Origin of the sequence: Leifsonia aquatica (genome assembly GCF_014190775.1) — a bacterium.
GTDB lineage: Bacteria > Actinomycetota > Actinomycetes > Actinomycetales > Microbacteriaceae > Leifsonia > Leifsonia aquatica.
The window spans coordinates 488,041-505,426 of sequence record NZ_JACHVP010000003.1; the positions used below are offsets into that span (position 1 = coordinate 488,041).

18 protein-coding genes are annotated in these 17,386 nt (G+C 72.9%); 12 read left to right on the forward strand and 6 right to left on the reverse strand.

Features of this window, described 5'->3' with window-relative positions; genetic code table 11:
• Positions 1 to 19: 19 nt before the first annotated feature.
• The gene (locus FHX33_RS15670; protein WP_183428698.1) at positions 20 to 1,261 is read left to right on the forward strand and encodes an Nramp family divalent metal transporter; all 1,242 of its coding nucleotides are present in this window, start codon (positions 20 to 22) and stop codon (positions 1,259 to 1,261) included.
• Between the two features lie 135 nt (positions 1,262 to 1,396).
• On the opposite strand, the gene FHX33_RS15675 is transcribed toward FHX33_RS15670, so the two are convergent.
• Complete coding sequence (locus FHX33_RS15675; protein ID WP_179700031.1) at positions 1,397 to 2,065, reverse strand: metal-dependent transcriptional regulator; 669 nt, start codon at positions 2,063 to 2,065, stop codon at positions 1,397 to 1,399.
• A 64-nt stretch (positions 2,066 to 2,129) separates the two neighbouring features.
• Here FHX33_RS15675 and FHX33_RS15680 point away from each other — a divergent pair, with 64 nt between their 5' ends.
• The 3 genes from FHX33_RS15680 (at position 2,130) to FHX33_RS15690 (ending at position 5,285) form a co-directional block, all read left to right on the forward strand.
• Complete coding sequence (locus FHX33_RS15680; RefSeq protein WP_021762681.1) at positions 2,130 to 3,494, forward strand: cystathionine beta-synthase; 1,365 nt, start codon at positions 2,130 to 2,132, stop codon at positions 3,492 to 3,494.
• Between the two features lie 96 nt (positions 3,495 to 3,590).
• A complete protein-coding gene (locus tag FHX33_RS15685) occupies positions 3,591 to 4,754 on the forward strand; it encodes a cystathionine gamma-synthase (protein ID WP_021762682.1) in 1,164 nt (387 codons plus the stop codon).
• Between the two features lie 114 nt (positions 4,755 to 4,868).
• Positions 4,869 to 5,285, forward strand: a complete 417-nt coding sequence (locus FHX33_RS15690) for a VOC family protein (RefSeq protein WP_021762683.1) — start codon at positions 4,869 to 4,871, stop codon at positions 5,283 to 5,285.
• A 25-nt stretch (positions 5,286 to 5,310) separates the two neighbouring features.
• Here FHX33_RS15690 and FHX33_RS15695 read toward each other — a convergent pair whose 3' ends face one another.
• Entirely contained in the window at positions 5,311 to 6,123 is an 813-nt protein-coding gene (locus FHX33_RS15695) for a hypothetical protein (protein ID WP_183428699.1), read from the reverse strand.
• 122 nt (positions 6,124 to 6,245) lie between these two features.
• Here FHX33_RS15695 and FHX33_RS15700 point away from each other — a divergent pair, with 122 nt between their 5' ends.
• Positions 6,246 to 7,367, forward strand: coding sequence for a glutamate--cysteine ligase (locus FHX33_RS15700; RefSeq protein WP_183428700.1), 1,122 nt, complete (start codon positions 6,246 to 6,248; stop codon positions 7,365 to 7,367).
• Positions 7,368 to 7,433: 66 nt separating this feature from the next.
• A complete protein-coding gene (locus tag FHX33_RS15705; protein ID WP_021764468.1) occupies positions 7,434 to 7,703 on the forward strand; it encodes a hypothetical protein in 270 nt (89 codons plus the stop codon).
• A 31-nt stretch (positions 7,704 to 7,734) separates the two neighbouring features.
• Here FHX33_RS15705 and FHX33_RS15710 read toward each other — a convergent pair whose 3' ends face one another.
• Together FHX33_RS15710 and FHX33_RS15715 are read right to left on the reverse strand one after the other, a co-directional pair.
• Positions 7,735 to 7,941, reverse strand: a complete 207-nt coding sequence (locus tag FHX33_RS15710) for a hypothetical protein (RefSeq protein WP_021764467.1) — start codon at positions 7,939 to 7,941, stop codon at positions 7,735 to 7,737.
• Positions 7,942 to 8,026: 85 nt separating this feature from the next.
• Positions 8,027 to 8,233 carry a hypothetical protein gene (locus FHX33_RS15715; protein ID WP_039923331.1) on the reverse strand — a complete coding sequence of 69 codons (207 nt, stop codon included), beginning with the start codon at positions 8,231 to 8,233 and terminating at the stop codon, positions 8,027 to 8,029.
• Between the two features lie 203 nt (positions 8,234 to 8,436).
• Between FHX33_RS15715 and FHX33_RS15720 the strand changes: the two genes are divergently transcribed.
• The 5 genes from FHX33_RS15720 to FHX33_RS15740 all read left to right on the forward strand — a co-directional run bounded on the left by FHX33_RS15720 (position 8,437) and on the right by FHX33_RS15740 (position 14,733).
• Complete coding sequence (locus FHX33_RS15720; RefSeq protein WP_179700025.1) at positions 8,437 to 8,640, forward strand: cold-shock protein; 204 nt, start codon at positions 8,437 to 8,439, stop codon at positions 8,638 to 8,640.
• 233 nt (positions 8,641 to 8,873) lie between these two features.
• Complete coding sequence (locus tag FHX33_RS15725) at positions 8,874 to 10,124, forward strand: bifunctional glycosyltransferase family 2/GtrA family protein (protein ID WP_021765287.1); 1,251 nt, start codon at positions 8,874 to 8,876, stop codon at positions 10,122 to 10,124.
• Between the two features lie 4 nt (positions 10,125 to 10,128).
• A complete protein-coding gene (locus FHX33_RS15730; protein ID WP_183428701.1) occupies positions 10,129 to 12,207 on the forward strand; it encodes a glycosyltransferase family 39 protein in 2,079 nt (692 codons plus the stop codon).
• Between the two features lie 40 nt (positions 12,208 to 12,247).
• Positions 12,248 to 13,567: an APC family permease gene (locus tag FHX33_RS15735; protein WP_183428702.1), complete on the forward strand. Its 1,320-nt coding sequence runs from the start codon at positions 12,248 to 12,250 to the stop codon at positions 13,565 to 13,567.
• A 182-nt stretch (positions 13,568 to 13,749) separates the two neighbouring features.
• Positions 13,750 to 14,733: a LacI family DNA-binding transcriptional regulator gene (locus tag FHX33_RS15740; protein ID WP_021765646.1), complete on the forward strand. Its 984-nt coding sequence runs from the start codon at positions 13,750 to 13,752 to the stop codon at positions 14,731 to 14,733.
• Between the two features lie 21 nt (positions 14,734 to 14,754).
• Here the strand turns inward: FHX33_RS15740 and soxR are convergent, their stop codons facing one another.
• Positions 14,755 to 15,210: a redox-sensitive transcriptional activator SoxR gene (gene soxR / locus FHX33_RS15745; RefSeq protein ID WP_021765645.1), complete on the reverse strand. Its 456-nt coding sequence runs from the start codon at positions 15,208 to 15,210 to the stop codon at positions 14,755 to 14,757.
• 36 nt (positions 15,211 to 15,246) lie between these two features.
• Between soxR and FHX33_RS15750 the strand changes: the two genes are divergently transcribed.
• Positions 15,247 to 16,695 carry an MFS transporter gene (locus tag FHX33_RS15750; protein WP_420870887.1) on the forward strand — a complete coding sequence of 483 codons (1,449 nt, stop codon included), beginning with the start codon at positions 15,247 to 15,249 and terminating at the stop codon, positions 16,693 to 16,695.
• Here the strand turns inward: FHX33_RS15750 and FHX33_RS15755 are convergent.
• Positions 16,692 to 17,321 carry a TetR/AcrR family transcriptional regulator gene (locus tag FHX33_RS15755; RefSeq protein ID WP_039923624.1) on the reverse strand — a complete coding sequence of 210 codons (630 nt, stop codon included), beginning with the start codon at positions 17,319 to 17,321 and terminating at the stop codon, positions 16,692 to 16,694. The two genes, FHX33_RS15750 and FHX33_RS15755, sit on opposite strands and share 4 nt — an antisense overlap.
• Positions 17,322 to 17,386 lie beyond the last annotated feature (65 nt).

The window sequence follows — 17,386 nt, forward strand, 5'->3', positions numbered from 1 at the left end:
TGAGTTCGGGAGGGCGTAGATGGCGGTCACGACGACGGAGCGAGCCGCCGGCTCCCGCGCCCGGCTGCTGTTCCTCCTGGGACCGGCGTTCGTCGCCGCCATCGCCTACGTCGACCCCGGCAACGTCGCCGCCAACCTGACGGCCGGCGCCCAGTACGGTTACCTGCTCGTGTGGGTGCTCGTCGCCGCGAACGCGATCGCGGTGTTCGTGCAGTACCAGTCGGCGAAGCTCGGCATCGTCACCGGGAAGAGCCTCCCGGAACTGCTGGGCTCGCGCCTCGGCACCGGATCCCGGCGGGCGTACTGGGTGCAGGCGGAGCTCGTCGCCGCCGCGACCGACATCGCCGAGGTGATCGGCGGCGCGATCGCGCTCAACCTGCTGTTCGGTCTGCCGCTGCCGATCGGCGGGCTGATCGTCGGGATCGCGTCGATCGGCATCCTCAGCATCCAGTCGCGCCGGGGGCAGCGGCCGTTCGAGGTCGTCGTGATCGCCCTGCTCGGCGTCATCGCGGTGGGCTTCCTCGCCGGGATGTTCGTCAGCCCGGTCGACTGGGGTGCGGCGGCCGGGGGACTGGTGCCGCGGTTCGACGGTGCGCCCACCGTGCTGCTCGCGGCGAGCATGCTCGGCGCGACCGTGATGCCCCACGCGATCTACCTGCACTCGGCGCTCGCCCGCGACCGCCACGGCGTCTCGGCCGACGCGGGGCGGGTGCGCACCCTGCTGCGCGCCACCCGGCTCGATGTGGTGCTCGCGCTCATCCTCGCCGGCGCCGTCAACATCGCGATGCTGCTCGTGGCGGCGGCGTCGCTGCGCGGCGTCGACGGGACGGACTCCATCGAGGGCGCGCACGCCGCGATCTCCTCGGCGCTCGGACCGGTCGTCGGCGTCGTCTTCGCGATCGGCCTGCTCGCATCGGGCCTCGCTTCCACGTCGGTGGGCAGCTACGCGGGAGCCACGATCATGGGCGGGCTGTTGAAGGTGCGCGTGCCGCTGCTGGCCCGGCGGGTCGTGACGCTGATCCCGGCGGTGGTCATCCTCGCCGCCGGCGTCGACCCGACGTGGGCGCTCGTGCTCTCCCAGGTGTTCCTGAGCCTCGGCATCCCGTTCGCGATGATCCCGCTGCTGCGGCTGACCGGGTCGAAGGAGGTCATGGGCGAGCGCGCCGACGCGGTCTGGGTGCGCGTGGCCGGGGGAGTGGTGGCTGGCCTGGTCGTGGTGCTCAACCTCGCGCTCGTCGTGCTGACCGTGACCGGAGCGTGAGGCGACGGGGCGTGGCGAACGGAGGAGTCTTCGCCCGACACGCAGCGCGAGAGCGGGCAACGGAGGAGGTACGGGGCGCTCGGGCCCGGGATCTCCTCCGGTAGCGGCGCCCGTGGCGGTGCGCGGGAGGGCGGGTCAGGCGGTGACGACCCAGACGGCCGCGGCGGCGGTCGCGCCCAGCACGATCGTCGCGTCGGCGGTGCGCACGGTGACGTCGCCCGCGAACTCGCGGTGCTCGTCCACGGTCAGCGCGGTGTCGAGGCCGATCCGCAGTTCGCCGAGGTAGCGCAGGATGGCCGGGTCGGCGTCCGAGATGCGCGCCACCACGACCTCCACGCCGGTCTGCGCGGACAGCAGCGGGACGGCGTCGGGCCGTCTGGGCTGGCCGTCCGCGGTGGGGATGGGGTCGCCGTGCGGGTCGCGGGCCGGGAAGCCGAGGCGGCGGTCGATGCGCTCGACGAGGTCGTCCGAGACGGCGTGCTCCAAGACCTCGGCCTCGTCGTGCACCTCGTCCCAGCCGTAGCCGAGCTCCTCCACCAGGAAGGTCTCGATGAGGCGGTGGCGGCGCACCATCGCGACCGCGTGCCGCCGCCCCTCCTCGGTCAGCTCGATGCCGCCGTAGGGCTCGTGGGCGAGGAGGCCCTGCTCGGTCAGGCGGCGGATGCCGTCGGAGACCGTCGCCGCGCGCACGCCCATCCGCTCGGAGAGCTGCTTCACGGTGACGGGGTCGCCCTCCCATTCGGTGGCGGACCAGATGAACTTCAGGTAGTCCTGCGCCACGGGCGAGAGGTCGGACACGGGCATGCACGAAAGTCTACGGGCTGTAACAGGATCGATCCGCGGTGCCCGCGCTGTTACCGTTGGAGCCGTGAAGTACGCAGAGACCATCACAGACCTGGTCGGCGACACCCCGCTCGTGAAGCTCAACCGGCTGACCGAGGGGATCGCGGCGACGGTGCTCGTCAAGCTCGAGTACCTGAACCCCGGAGGATCCTCCAAGGACCGCATCGCGAGCCGCATCATCGACGCTGCGGAGCGGGACGGCCACTTGAAGCCCGGCGGCACCATCGTGGAGCCGACGAGCGGCAACACCGGCGTGGGGCTGGCGCTCATCGCCCAGCAGCGCGGCTACCGGTGCGTGTTCGTGCTGCCCGACAAGGTGGGCGAGGACAAGCGCAACGTCCTGACCGCCTACGGGGCGGAGATCGTGGTGACGCCGACGTCGGTGCCGCCCGAGCACCCCGACTCCTACTACTCCGTCTCGGACCGCCTGACGGCCGAGATCCCGGGGGCCTTCAAGCCCAACCAGTACGCGAACCCGAACGGGCCGCGCAGCCACTACGAGACCACCGGTCCCGAGATCTGGCGCGACACCGACGGCCGGGTGACGCACTTCGTCGCGGGCGTCGGGACGGGCGGCACCATCTCCGGCACCGGCCGCTACCTCAAGGAGGTGTCGGAGGGCGCGGTGCGCATCATCGGCGCCGACCCCGAGGGCTCCGTCTACTCGGGCGGCACCGGCCGTCCGTACCTGGTGGAGGGCGTGGGCGAGGACTTCTGGCCGAGCGCCTACGACCCGACCGTCGTGGACGAGGTCATCCCGGTCACCGACGCCGAGTCGTTCCACATGACCCGTCGCCTGGCGCGCGAGGAGGGCATCCTCGTCGGCGGCTCCAGCGGCATGGCCGTGGTCGCCGCCCTGCGCGCGGCGAAGAGCCTCACGGCCGACGACATCGTGGTGGTCATCCTGCCCGACGGCGGACGCGGCTACCTGGCCAAGATCTTCAACGACAAGTGGATGCAGTCCTACGGCTTCAGCGAGGTGCCGGACGAGTCGACGGTCCAGGACGTCATCAAGACCAAGCGGGGCGACCTCCCGGACCTGGTGCACACGCACCCGGCCGAGACGGTGCGCGACGCCATCCAGATCATGAACAAGTACGGGGTCTCGCAGCTGCCGGTGCTGACGGCGGAGCCACCCGTCGTGATGGGCGAGGTCGCCGGCGCGCTCGACGAGACGTCGCTGGTCGACGCCGTGTTCAGCGGACGGGCCGCCATGAGCGACCCGGTCGCCAAGCACATCGGCGACGCGCTGCCGCTGATCGGCGTCAACGAGCCGGTGACGGCGGCCCGCGCCGCGCTCGGCACGGCCAACGCCCTGCTCGTCACGGAGGACGGCAAGCCGCTCGCGGTGCTGACCCGGCAGGACCTGCTCAACTACCTCAGCGACTGAGCCGTGCGGGGTGCGCTCGCGCATCCCGCACCTCCGCGCCCGCGCATCCCCGCGGCCTTCCCACCGAACGACACGAACGACACGAAAGACACCGCCATGACCGCCGAGCACGACACGAACCAGGGCTTCGCCACCCGCGCCATCCACGTGGGCCAGGAGTTCGACCCGACGACCGGCGCGATCATCCCGCCGATCTACCAGACCTCCACCTTCGTGCAGGACGGCATCGGCGGCCTGCGCAACGGCTACGAGTACGGACGCGGCGGCAACCCGACGCGCACGTCGCTCGAGACGCTGCTCGCCTCGCTCGAGGGCGGGGTGAGCGCCCTGTCGTTCGCCTCGGGCCTCGCTGCGGAGGACGCGCTGCTGCGCGCGGTGCTCGTGCCGGGCGACCACGTCGTGCTCGGCAACGACGTCTACGGCGGCACCCACCGGCTGATCAACCGCATCCACCGGGCCTGGGGCATCGGCAACACCACCGTCGATCTGACCGACCTCGACGCCGTGCGCGCCGCCCTCACCACCGAGCGCACCCGCGTGCTCTGGATCGAGACGCCCAGCAATCCGCTGATGAAGATCAGCGACCTGGCCGCCCTCGTCGAGCTGGGCCACGCGGCGGGCGCCCTCGTCGTCGTGGACAACACGTTCGCGTCGCCCGCCCTGCAGCAGCCGCTCTCGTTCGGTGCCGACGTCGTCGTGCACTCGACGACGAAGTACCTCGGCGGCCACTCCGACGTCATCGGGGGCGCCCTGGTGTTCGCGGACGAGGAGGTGGCGGAGAAGGTGCAGTTCATCCAGTTCGCGGCCGGCGCGGTGTCGGCCCCGATGGATGCGTGGCTCACGGTCCGCGGCATCAAGACGCTGGCGGTGCGCATGGACCGCCACACCGCCAACGCGCAGGCGATCGCCGAGGCGCTCGTCGGACACGCCGGCGTCGACGCCGTCTACTACCCCGGCCTCCCGACCCACCCCGGGCACGACCTCGCCGCCCGCCAGATGAGTGGCTTCGGCGGCATGATCTCGGTCGCGCTGAGCGGGGGCGCCGCGGCGGCCCGGGCTTTCGCCGAGTCGACGACGGTCTTCCAGCTCGCCGAGTCGCTCGGGGGCGTGGAGTCGCTCATCGGCTACCCGTCGGAGATGACGCACGCGTCGGTGCGCGGCACCGAGCTCGAGGTGCCGGACAACATCGTGCGCCTCTCCGTCGGCATCGAGGACGTCGCGGACCTGCTCGCCGACATCGACCAGGCCCTGGCCCGCTGACCCGCGCGTCGAGACGGCGGATTCTTCGCCGTCTCGACGCTTTTCGCGCCACTTCTCGCCGCCTCGGCGTCCAGCGCGGCGAGGGTTGTGGGAGGTGCGGAGTAGGGTCGCCGCATGGACCAGCGACTCAGTCTCGTGACCCTCGGCGTCGACGACCTCGCGCGGGCGCGCGCCTTCTACGAGGACGGCCTCGGCTGGCGCCCGGACGACGCCCCCGAGGGCGTCGTCTTCTACCAGCTGCCCGGGATGGCGTTCGCGCTCTGGTCGCGGAGCGAGCTCGCGGCGGACGCCCGCACCCCCGTCGACGGCGCGTTCAGCGGCATCGCCCTCGCCTGCAACCAGCGCACCGAGGACGACGTGGACCGGGTGCTCGCCCAGGCGGAGGCGGCCGGGGCGCGCATCCTGAAGCCGGCGGTCCGCGCGGAGTGGGGCGGCTACTCCGGCTACTTCGCCGATCCGGACGGCCACGTGTGGGAGATCGCGTACAACCCCGGCTGGGCGCTCGCCGAGGACGGCACCGTCACGGTCTGAGCGCTCACCACCGCGGCGCGGACCGTCACGTGGTCAGCGCCGACGCCTCCCGCGCCACGTCGAGCCGTGCGCCCAGCGCCGTCAGCCGCGCCTTCTTCAGGTTCTCGCGGGCGATCCAGCGGGCGTCCGCGTCGGCCGCGGTGGCGAGGCGTTCGAGCAGGGGGATGCCCTCGTCGGGCGCCGCAGCCGCGACGACGCTGACCGCGTAGCCGAGCGCTTGGCGCAGGACCCGCACGTCCGACTCGCGGCGCTGATCCGCGGGGACGGCGAGCAGCAGGTCGATGGCGTCGCCGACGACCGCGCACGCCTCCGCGCCGTGCGGAGCCTGCTTCAGGAGGCGGGGCTCGGCGACGGCAGCGACGGCCGCGCGAGCGGGGAGGGCGCGGGCAGCGGGCGCGTCGTCGCCCCGGAGCCACACCCGCACCTCGTGAAGGCCGCCCGTCCAGTCCCGGTCCAGGATGCGCTGCATCCCGGTCGCCGCCAGCTCGCGCACCCGCCAGCGGTCGTCGCCGGCGGCCCGGGTCAGCAGCGGCACCTCGCCGAGCGCACCGGCCGCGAGGGCGGCGCAGGCGGCGACGTACTCGCGGTGCGGTTCGGGGAGGTCGGCGGCGAAGCGTGGGGGATCCGCCAGCCAGCCATCGAGGAGGGCGAGCGCGGCATCCCGGTCTGCGGCAGGCGTCGCGCCGGCGGTGTCGGCCAGCCGGGCGGCGAGCTCGAGGTCGGCGCGAGGCCCCGGGAGTCTGCTGTTCTCACCGAGCGCCCGCTCCAGGCCGGCCGGTTCTCCGGCGAGGGCGGTGGCCCAGAGGGCGGCGAGGGCGGAGGCGTCGGGAGCCGTCATGCGGCCGAGTCTAAAGGGCCGTGCGCCCGGCGTCAGGAGCCGGTCCGGCGGCCCCGGTCTCACGGCCGATTCATGGCGGGCGGGGATTGCCGGTCCCGGCGGTCCGCGCGCATAGTTGTCGCGTGAGGACGGTCGGGGTCGAGGAGGAGCTCCTGCTCGTCGACGCGCGCGGGTTCGCGGCGCCGGTGGCACCCCTCGCCCTGGCGGACGCACCTCCCGAGGGCGACGGCCCGGCGGTCAGCGCAGAGATCCAGCAGGAGATGCTGGAGACGCAGACGCCGCCGCAGACGTCGATGACCACGCTGCTCGCCGACATCGTCGCGGGCCGCGAACTCGCCGATCGGCTCGCGCTGCGGCATGGTGCGCGGGCGGTGGCGCTCGCGATGTCGCCGCGCCGGCTGCGCCCGCACGCCACGCCCGACCCCCGGTACGACCGGATGATGGAGCGCTACGGGCTGACTGCCCGCGGCACGCTGGTCTGCGGCTGCCACGTGCACGTCGGCATCGCCTCCCGCGAGGAGGGTGTCGCGGTGCTCGACCGCATCCGCACCTGGTTGCCGGTGCTGCTCGCGCTGACGGCGAACTCGCCGTTCGCGGGCGGCGTGGACACCGGCCACGCCAGTTACCGGTTCGTCGTCTGGCACCAGTGGCAGAGCGCCGGGCCGACGGACGTGTTCGGCTCGGTGGAGGCGTACGACCTGTTCGAGCGGATCCTGGTCGACACCGGGGTCATCCTCGATAAGGGGATGCTCTACCTGGACGCCCGGCTCTCGCACAAGCAGCCCACGATCGAGATCCGCGTCGCCGATGTGTGCCTGGATGCCCGGGACACCGTCGTGCTGGCCGCTCTCGTGCGCGCGCTCGTCGAGACCGGGGCGCAGCAGTGGCGTGCCGGGGTGCCGCCGGTCCCGCTGCCGTCGGCCGCTCTGCGCCTCGCCGAGTGGCAGGCGGCGCTCACGGGTACGACGGGCGGGCTTCCGCATCCCGAGTCCGGTGTCGCGGGCACCGCCGCGGACGCGGTGACCGCGTTGCTCGCCCACACCGCGCCGGAGCTGGAGCGGGCGGGCGACCTCGCGATGGTCCGGCGCGGGCTGGCGCGCATCCTGCGCACCGGGGGAGGGGCGGGCCGGCAGCGCGCGGCGTTCGCGCGTCGCGGCCGGATGCGGGACGTGGTGGAGGCCGCGGTGGCGGCCACGCACGAGCAGTCCGAGGACGACGACGGCGACGATGCCGACGTGGCGTGACGGCACGCCGGGGGCCGGCGCGACAGTCCCTTCCGTGCGGCGGCGAAGACGCCTATCCTGCCGAACATGACGGACAACCAGCTCGCTCACCAGCATGCCGTCTACACCTACGGCTCGCTGCCGCTGACCCTGATGTACAGCCCCACCTCCACGGCGGCGTGGGAGGTGTACTACGGCGGGGATTACCTCGGGCTGGTCGAGGAGCAGCACCCCGCGGGCGAGGCGTGGCCGACGTTCGTCGCCCGGCTCCCCGGCGAGGAGGAGACCGGCGAGGGCATCCCGTCGGTCGATTGGCGCGCGGCCGTCGACGTGCTCGCCGCGCAGGCCGGCCTCTGACGCCCACGTCGCTCAGAGGTTAATCGTCGGCTCAGAAGGCGAACTGCGCCCATTCCTCGCGCGGCAGCTCGACGCGCTGCCCGCGCGACTCCACGATCCAGTCGTGGGGCGTCCCGGCCAGATACGTGCACAGCAGCGTCTCGCTGCTCCACCCGTCCGCCCGATGCACCCAGCGGACCAGATGGATGTCCTGCCCTGCCTTCGGCGCATTCCCGATCGGCGTCTCATAGGTCGTCACGCGGCACCCCTCCCCGAACGTGCAGCTTGCTTTGCTCGACCATAGCGGGGTACACGGCCGGGGGACAAGGGGTGCTGGGTGAACGTCAGTCGTACGGATCGTCGCGGCTCACATCCACGCCGTCGAACTCCTCGTCGCGGACGGCCTCGTCGTCGTCAGCCGTCTCGTCGTGCTCGGGCTCGACGATGCCGTCGGCGTCGTACGGGCCCTGCCCGCCTCCCTCGGCGATCGCATCCACGTCGATCGGTTCGCCCGACGGCGTCTCGGGGAACTGCTCCTTCGCGTCCGTCATGGCCGCCTCCTCGCTCACCGTGCGGCCGGGTGTGCGACCGCGCTGGCCCGGATGGTAGGCGCGTGCGGACCGCGCGGGAAGGGGGCGGGATGCGCGGATACCGAGCGTCACGAACGATCGGGATACTCGCGTTTCAGCCGCACTTGGGGGACACTGGCGGTGGGCCGTTCGTGTGGCCCGCGCAGAAGAGAAGGCAGAAAACGATGGCAATTGGCACCGTCAAATGGTTCAACTCGGAGAAGGGGTTCGGGTTCATCGCCCCGGACGACGGTTCGCCCGACGTCTTCGCCCACTTCAGTGAGATCTCCGGGGATGGCTACCGCAACCTCACCGAGAACCAGCGCGTCGAGTACGAGGTGACGCAGGGCCCCAAGGGCCTGCAGGCGTCGAACATCCGTCCGGCCTGACGCACCTCCGCTCCACCGGCGAGACCCGCCGCCGCGCTCGCCGTCGAGCGCGGCGGCGGGCGCGGTCGCGCGTGCTCACATTCGTGCCGAATGTCGCGAATGGCGCGGTCAGAGTCGACATTCGGCACGAATGTAGAGAGTTCCGTGGCGCATAGGAACCCCGCAGAGAACGCATGAACCGCGCATAGGCCCGCGAAAGGTCACGGGCATGTAACGGCGCGAGGGTTGTGCGCATGTCGTACGAACCCGCCACCCTCTCGCTCGACATCGCCGTGCCCGTGTACAACGAGCAGGCGACGCTCGAGTCGTCCATCCGCCGGCTCCACGCCTATCTGACCGACTCCGTCGAGCAGACCTGGCGGATCACCATCGCGGACAACGCCAGCACCGACGAGACCGCCGCCATCGCGGACCGCCTCGCCGGAGAGCTGAGCGGCGTCGTCGCGGTGCACCTCCCCCTGAAAGGGCGCGGTCGCGCGCTCAAGCAGGTGTGGGGCGCCTCCGAAGCCGAGGTGCTCGTCTACCTGGACGAGGACCTCTCCACCGATCTCGCCGCGCTGCCCCCGCTGGTCGCCCCGCTGCTCTCCGGGCACTCCGACCTCGCGATCGGCACGCGGCTCGGCCGCACCTCGCGGGTCACGCGGGGCGGCAAGCGCGAGTTCATCTCGCGCAGCTACAACCTGCTGCTCCGGCGGACGATGTCCGTCGGGTTCAGCGACGCCCAGTGCGGGTTCAAGGCGATCAGGAAGGACGTCGCGCAGCGCCTCCTCCCGCTCGTCGAGGACGACGCCTGGTTCTTCGACACGGAGCTGCTGATCCTCGCCGAGCGTTCGGGCCTGCGCATCCACGAGATCCCGGTCGACTGGGTCGACGACCCGCAGAGCTCCGTCGACATCATGGGCACCGCCGTCGAGGACCTCAAGGGGATGGCGCGGGTCGGCACGAACATCGCCCGCGGCCGCATCCCGGTCGAGTCGATCTACGCGGAGCTGGGGAGGCGGCCGTTCGCGCCGCCGCGACCGCCGAGCTTCTTCGGGCAGGTCGTCCGCTTCGGCCTCGTCGGGGTGCTCTCGACCGTCGCGTACGCGCTGCTCTACCTGCTGCTGCAGGCGGTCGTGACCCCGCAGGTCGCGAACTTCGCCGCCCTGCTCATCACCGCGGTCGCGAACACGTGGGCCAACCGGCGCTTCACCTTCGGGGTGAGCGGGCCCGGGATGGTGCGCCACCAGTTCCAGGGGCTCATCGTCTTCGGGATCGCGTGGGTGCTCACCAGTGGATCGTTGCTGGGCCTGCACGCGTTCGTGCCCGACGCCTCGGCCCGGCTGCAACTGGTCGTGCTCACGGTGGCGAACCTCGTCGCCACCGTCGTGCGGTTCGTGCTGCTGCGGCTCTGGGTCTTCCGCGCCTCCCGCCGCGCACCGGTCGCAGCCGCCGCACCGGCGGCCTCCCGGACGCTCTCCCTCACCACCAGCGAAAGCGAGTGACACCATGACCACCACGACCACCGCCGCCACGCCCGTGGCGCCGCCCCCGACGGCCGCCCCCACGCGCGGCCGCACCCGCACCGTCCTCCGTCGACTCGTGCGCGGCCGGGAGGATGCCGCGGCCTGGGAGCGCCCCGCGCTGCTCGGCCTCCTGGGCGTCACCCTCCTGCTCTACGTGTGGGACCTCGCCGCGAGCGGCTGGGCCAACTCGTTCTACTCGGCCGCGGTGCAGGCGGGCTCCGTCAACTGGGAGGCGTTCTTCTACGGCTCCAGCGATGCGGCCAACTCCATCACGGTCGACAAGCCGCCGGCCAGCCTGTGGATCATGGCGCTCTCCGTCCGGATCTTCGGGCTGAGCTCGTGGAGCATCCTGCTCCCCGAGGCGCTGATGGGCGTCGCGACCGTCGGCCTCGTCTACGCCACGGTGCGCCGCCACTTCACCGCCCGCACGGCGCTCCTCGCGGGTGGCGTGCTCGCGATCACCCCGGTCGCCGCCCTGATGTTCCGCTTCAACAACCCGGACGCGCTGCTGGTGCTGCTGCTCACGCTCGCCACGTATCTGACGCTGCGGGGGATCGAGTCGGGCCGCATCCGCTGGGTGGTGTGGGCCGGTGTCGCGATCGGCTTCGGCTTCCTCACGAAGCAGTTGCAGGCGTTCCTCATCCTGCCCGTGCTCGCGGGCGTCTATCTGGCCGCGGCGCCGATCTCGTGGCGGAAGCGGTTCGGGCACCTCTTCGCCGCGCTCGGCGCCGTGGTCGTGGCTGCCGGCTGGTGGGTCGCGATCGTCGAGCTGGTCCCGGCGTCCTGGCGGCCGTACATCGGCGGTTCGCAGACCAACAGCTTCCTGGAGCTGACGTTCGGCTACAACGGGCTCGGGCGGCTGACCGGTGACGAGACCGGAAGCGTCACCGGTGGCGGGGCCACGACGGGCGGCGGGATGTGGGGCGCCACCGGCATCACACGTCTCTTCGACGGTGAGATCGGCGGCCAGATCACCTGGCTGCTCCCCGCTGCGCTGGTGCTGTTCGCGCTGGCACTGGTGCTCGGTCGGCGGATGGCGCGCACCGACGGCCGGCGTGCGACCCTCCTGCTCTTCGGCGGCTGGCTCATCGTGACGGCGCTCGCCTTCAGCTTCATGGCCGGCATCTTCCACGCCTACTACACGGTCGCGCTGGCCCCGGCTCTGGCCGGGGTCGTCGCGATCGGTGCGGCATCGGCGTGGGGCGCACGCGACCGGCTGTGGGTGCGGATCGTCTCGGCCGTGGTGATGCTCGGCACGGGAGTCTGGGCCTGGGTGCTGCTGGACCGCGCCACGGACTGGCTGCCGTGGCTGAAAGTCCTGGTCGTGGTGCTCTCGGTCGTCGCGGCGGCGCTGCTCCTGCTGCCGCAGCGCGGCCGGGCGCTGCGCACCGCGACCATCGCCGTCACGCTCGTCGCCGGCCTGCTGGCGCCGTTCGCCTACACGATCCAGACCGTCACCACCGCGCACACCGGGTCGATCCCCACGGCCGGACCGACCGTGGCCGGCTCCATGGGCGGACCGGGCGGAGGGGGAGGCCGCGGCTTCGGCGGCGGCGGACAGGGCGGCCCCGGAGGCCAGGGCGGCACCCCGCCCAACGGCTTCGGGGGTCAGACCCAGGGCGGGACCACCGGCGGGACCACCGGTGGCACCACCACCGGCGGCACCGGGACCCAGACCGCTCCGGGCGGCACGGGCGGCGGCGGTGGATCGCTCCTCTCCTCCGGCACCGTGGGCTCGGCACTCTCGGCTCTGCTGAAGGCCGACGCCTCCTCCTACACGTGGGTGGCCGCGGCCATCGGCTCCAACTCGGCGGCCGGATACCAGCTGGCGACCCAGGAGGCGGTGATGCCGATCGGCGGCTTCAACGGCTCCGACCCGTCCCCGACGCTGGCGCAGTTCGAGGAGTACGTCGCGAAGGGCGAGATCCACTACTTCATCGCCGGAGGCGTCGGCCAGTCGAACGGCGGGAGCAGCGCTTCCAGTGCCATCTCCAGCTGGGTCGAGCAGAACTTCACCGCGAAGACGGTGGACGGCGTGACGGTCTACGACCTGACCGAGTAACAGAGCGAGGAAAGTCGGGGGCCCGGGCCATCATGGACACATGACGGACGGGCCCCCACTCACGCGCGCGCCCGAGACGGTCGACGACGGTGCGCCGCACGGGCGGATCGGGGTCGCCGGCGGCACCGCCCTCTACGTCGCCGCCGTGCTGGGCACCGGCATCCTCGTGCTCCCGGCGCTCGCTGCGTCCGCCGCCGGGCCGGGCTCGATCCTCGCGGTCGCCGCTCTCGCCCTCGTCTCGGTGCCGCTCGCGGCGACCTTCGCGGCGCTCGCACGGCGGCATCCCGATGCGGGCGGGGTCGCGACCTTCGCCCGTCGCGCGTTCGGGCCCACGGCGGCCCGGATCGTCTCGTACTGGTTCTTCTTCGGCACCCCCATCGGTGCGCCGATCGCGGCCCTCATGACCGCGCGCTACGTCGTCGCCGTGATCGGCGGCGACGCGGTGAGCACGACCGTCATCGCCGTCGCGCTGATGGTCGTGCCGGTGGCGGTCACGGCGTTCGGCGTGCGCTTCGCCGCCTCGGTGCAGCTGGTGCTGTCGGGCGCGCTGGTCGCCGTGCTCGTCTTCGTGCTCGCGGTGGCGGTCCCGCACGGCGACACCGCCCACCTGCAGCCGTTGCTGCCGCACGGCTGGGCCGGGGTCGGCCTCGCGATGAGCCTGTACATCTGGGCCTTCGCCGGGTGGGAGGCCGTGGCCGGCATCGGCGGCGAGTTCCGCGATCCGCGCCGCGACATCCCGCGCGCGACCGCGCTGGCGCTCGTGATCGTGTCGGTCGCCTACTTGGCTATCCAGACGGTGACGGTGCTCGTCCTGGGCGATGCGGCCTCGGCCAGCGAGGTGCCGCTGCTCGATCTCGTGACGGTCTCGACCGGGGGCGGCGGCGGGATCGTCGTGGCCGTGATCGCGGCGATCGTCGTCACCGGCGTCTTCAACGCCTACCTCGCCGCCTTCTCCAAGCTGGGCGCCGCGATGGGCCGCGACGGCGACCTCCCGCGCTGGTTCGGCCGCGGCGCCGAGAACGGCGCGATCGCGCGCCGTGGCCTGCTGCTCTCCGCCGTGGTGATGGCCGCGTACTCCGTCGTCGTGCTGGCCAGCGGCGACCTCCAGCCGTTCATCCTCGTGCACACGAGCATCGCCGCGGCCGTCTACGGGCTCGGCGTCGCCGCCGCGGTGGTGCTGCTGCCGCGCTGGTCCGTGGGGTGGTGGATGGCCGTGCTGTCCTGCCTGTTCGCCGCCGGCCTCCTGGTGCTGGCCGGCTGGCACCTCGTCTTCCCGGCCGGCGTCGCGGTCGTCGCCGTGCTGGTCGGCGTCGTGGCGCAGCGCTCCCGGCGCGCAGCCGTCGCCCGCACCGGCACGTGACGGGAGCGCCCAGCGGCTGAGCCGGGATCGCGCATAATGAGGGGAACCCGCGCCCGATGGGTGGCGCGCATCCGAAGGGGGACGCCGTGACGGCAGACGAGCACGCCGAACCGCCGCAGCCGTCCACCTCGGCCGCCCCGGCCGCCTCAGCCGCTCGCCCGCATCCGCCGCGCGCGTCGAGCATGCGCGACGTCGCCGCTCTCGCCGGGGTCTCCCACCAGACGGTCTCACGCGTCATCAACGGGCACGCGAGCATCCGCGACGAGACGCGCGAACGGGTGCTGCGCGCGATGGACGACCTGAACTACCGGCCCAACCGCGCCGCGCGCGCACTCGTCACCGCCCGGTCGCGCACCATCGGCGTGCTGTCGACGTCGGCCGCCGCGCTGTACGGGCCCGTGTCGAGCATCAACGCGATCCAGGACGCGGGACGCGCGGCCGGGTACTACATCGCGGTCGCCCAGCTCGCCGACCTGAGCCCGGCCGGCATCGAGGCGGGCCTCGACCACCTGCTCGCCCAGGCCGTCGAGGGCATCATCGTGATCGCCCCGCAGGAGGCCGTGCTGGAGCAGATCGCCGCGGCCCGGCTGGGAGTGCCCTACATCACGTTGCAGAGCGGCACCGCGAGCATCGACCGCGAGCTGTCCGTCGACCAGGTCGCGGGGGCGCGCGCCGCGACCCGTCACCTGATCGAGCTCGGGCACCGCGCGATCGCGCACCTCGCCGGACCGCAGGCGTGGTTCGAAGCGCAGGCGCGCCGCGCCGGCTACGAGGAGGAACTGGCGGCCGCCGGGCTGCCGGTGCCCGTCGTCCCGCACGGCGACTGGACGGCCGAGTTCGGCTATCGCGCCGGTCTCCAACTGCTCGCCGACCGCGCGCTCACGGCCGTCTTCGCCTCCAACGACCAGATGGCGCTCGGCGTCTATCACGCGGCCCACGAGCTCGGGCGGCGCATCCCGGAGGACCTGAGCGTGGTCGGCTTCGACGACATCCCGGAGGCCGCGCACTTCTGGCCGCCGCTGACGACGGTGCGGCAGGACTTCACGGCGCTCGGCCGGGGGAGCGTCGAGCGGCTCGTCGCCGAGATCGAGGGAGGGGCGGAGCCGTCGGCCGCCAGCATCCTCCCGGACCTGATCGTGCGCGCCTCGACCGCGCCGCCGCGCTGAGCGGAGTGGGGCGGCCCTGGTTCAGTCTTCGGTGCCGTCCGCCCACAGCCGGGGCCCGGAGCCGGAGGCGGCGAGCTCGTCGGACGGGTTCTGCAGCGAGCACCTGCGCAGGCTGAGGCAGCCGCAGCCGATGCAATCGGTCAGGTCGTCGCGCAGGTGCTGGAGGTCGCGGATGCGCGCGTCCAGCTCCGTGCGCCAGAGGCGGGAGAGGCGTGCCCAGTCCTTCTTGGTCGGCGTGCGGCCTTCCGGAAGGGAGTCGAGGGCCGCGCGGATGTCGGCGAGCGGGACTCCCACCCGCTGCGACACCCGCACGAAGGCGATGCGGCGCAGCACGTCGCGCCGGTAGCGGCGCTGGTTGCCCGCGGTGCGCTCGCTGGCGATGAGGCCCTGGCGCTCGTAGAAGTGCAGGGTCGAGACGGCGACGCCGCTGCGGGCGGCGACGTCGCCCACGGTGAGGACGGGTTCTGCCGGAGTCATTGACCTCAACCATAGTTGAGGTTCTAGGCTCGGACCATGACCTCCCGCGACACCGACGCCGACCCCGCCGGCGCCCCTCTTCCGGCCGCCCCCGCGGCTCCGCCCGCCGGCGACGAGACACCCGCCGACCGCTCTCCGCCGGGCGGCGTGCTCAGCGCGCACTACCGCTGGGTGAGCATCGGCATGTGCCTGCTCATCATGCTCGCCGCGTTCGAGGCGCTCGCGGTGACCACGATCATGCCGACGGTGAGCCGGGAGCTGGACGGCGCCGCCCTCTACGCCTTCGCGTTCGCGGGCCCGCTCGCCGTGAGCGTGGTCGGCATGGTGATCGCCGGCGCGTGGGCCGACCGCGGCAACCCGCGCTCGGCGCTGTACGGCTCGGTCGTGTTCTTCGTCATCGGCCTGCTGGTCGCCGGGACCGCGCAGACGATGCCGCTCTTCGTCGCCGGCCGCCTCATCCACGGCCTCGGCGGCGGAGCGCTCACCGTCGCCCTCTACGTGATCGTCGCGCGCGTGTACCCGCCACGGCTCCACCCGCGCATCTTCGCGGGCTTCGCCGCCGCCTGGGTCGTGCCGTCCCTGATCGGGCCGCTGATCGCCGGGCTGCTCGCCGAGAGCGTGGGCTGGCGCTGGGTCTTCCTCGGCGTCGTGGGGCTGGTCGTCCTCGCGATGTTCATGGTCATCCCCGCGATGCGCGGGGTCCACGGGCCGGAGGCCGGAGCCGAGCTTCCGCCCCGCGACCTGGGCCGGATCGGCCTGGCGCTGCTGGTCGCCGTCGCCGTCCTCGCGCTCACGCTCTCGGCGGAGGCGACCGGGCCGGTGCAGTGGATCGTGCCGCCGATCGCGGCCGTGGGGGCCGTCGTCGCGCTCCGTCCGCTGCTGCCGGCGCGGACATTGCGCGGAGCCCGCGGCCTCCCGAGCGTCATCCTGACCCGCGCGCTCGTCGCCGGCACCTTCTTCGCAGCGGAGGTCTACGTCCCGTTGCTGCTCGTGACGCAGTACGGGCTCTCGGCCGCGCTCGCGGGCCTCGCCCTCACGGCCGCCGGCCTCAGCTGGGCGGCCGCCTCCTGGGCGCAGGGACGCTTCGACGGCCTCACGAACCGCACGACCGCGTGGCTCGGGCCGCTCGGGCTGTCGATCGCGATCGCGTCGCTGGTCGTCACCGCCGCGTTCCACCTCGCGCCCGCGGTCGTCGTCGTCGGCTGGGCGTTCGCCGGCGCCGGGATGGGCGTCCTGTACCCGCGGCTCGGCGTGCTGACCCTCCAGTACTCCACCCGTGACGACCAGGGCTTCAACAGCTCGGCCCTCTCGATCGCCGACGCCATCGGCTCGGCCATCGCGCTGGCCGCGACCGCGATCGTCTACGCCGCACTGCACGCGGCGGGAGGGGCGTGGCCGTTCGTCGGTGCCTACGCCGTGACCGCTGTGCTGTGCGTGCTCGCGTGGCTGGTCGGCCCGCGCATCCTGAGCCGCCGCGACGGCTAGCGGGCGACGACCCGCGCCAGGGTGCCGGGGGCGAGCCCCAGGGTCCACTCGGCGACGTCGGCGACGAACCGCGCCTGCGCCGGGTGGCTGAGGTCGCCCGTGCTGTTGACGTAGGAGCCGCTGCCGTCCACGGCGATGAGGAGGCGGATGCTCGCCGCCTCCGGGTCCACCTCGGCGAACTCGCCGGCCGCGACACCGGCGGCGATGATCGCCCCCAGTTCGGCGCGGTCGAGGTCGTCCTGCTCCCGCAGGGTGGCCTCCAGCGACGGGGCGAACCGCGAGAGGTGGCGGGCGTTCAGCCAGAGCCGGGCGAGCGGCAGGGAGGCGCCGCTGTCGATGTGGTCGACGAAGTGCGCCAGGCGCTCGATGGGAGCGCCCTCCGCCGGGAAGAACTGCACGCGCTCGACGGTGGCGGCGCGCACGAAAGCCTCCTCGACCAGGTCTTCCGCTGCGGGGAAGTAGTGCGAGATGAGGCCGGGCCGCACGCCGAGGCGCGTCGCGACCGCCCGCAGCGTGATGCGCTCCAGGCCCTGTTCGAGGGCGATGGAGGCCGCTGCCGACAGGATCTCCTCGCGCCGCTCCTCCGGTGCTTTCCGCGAGCGGGACGACGGCGTGCTTGACTCCATGACCTCCATGCTATTGAATGACTGACCAACAGGTTATTGGCCATGTGACCAACAGCAACGATGCT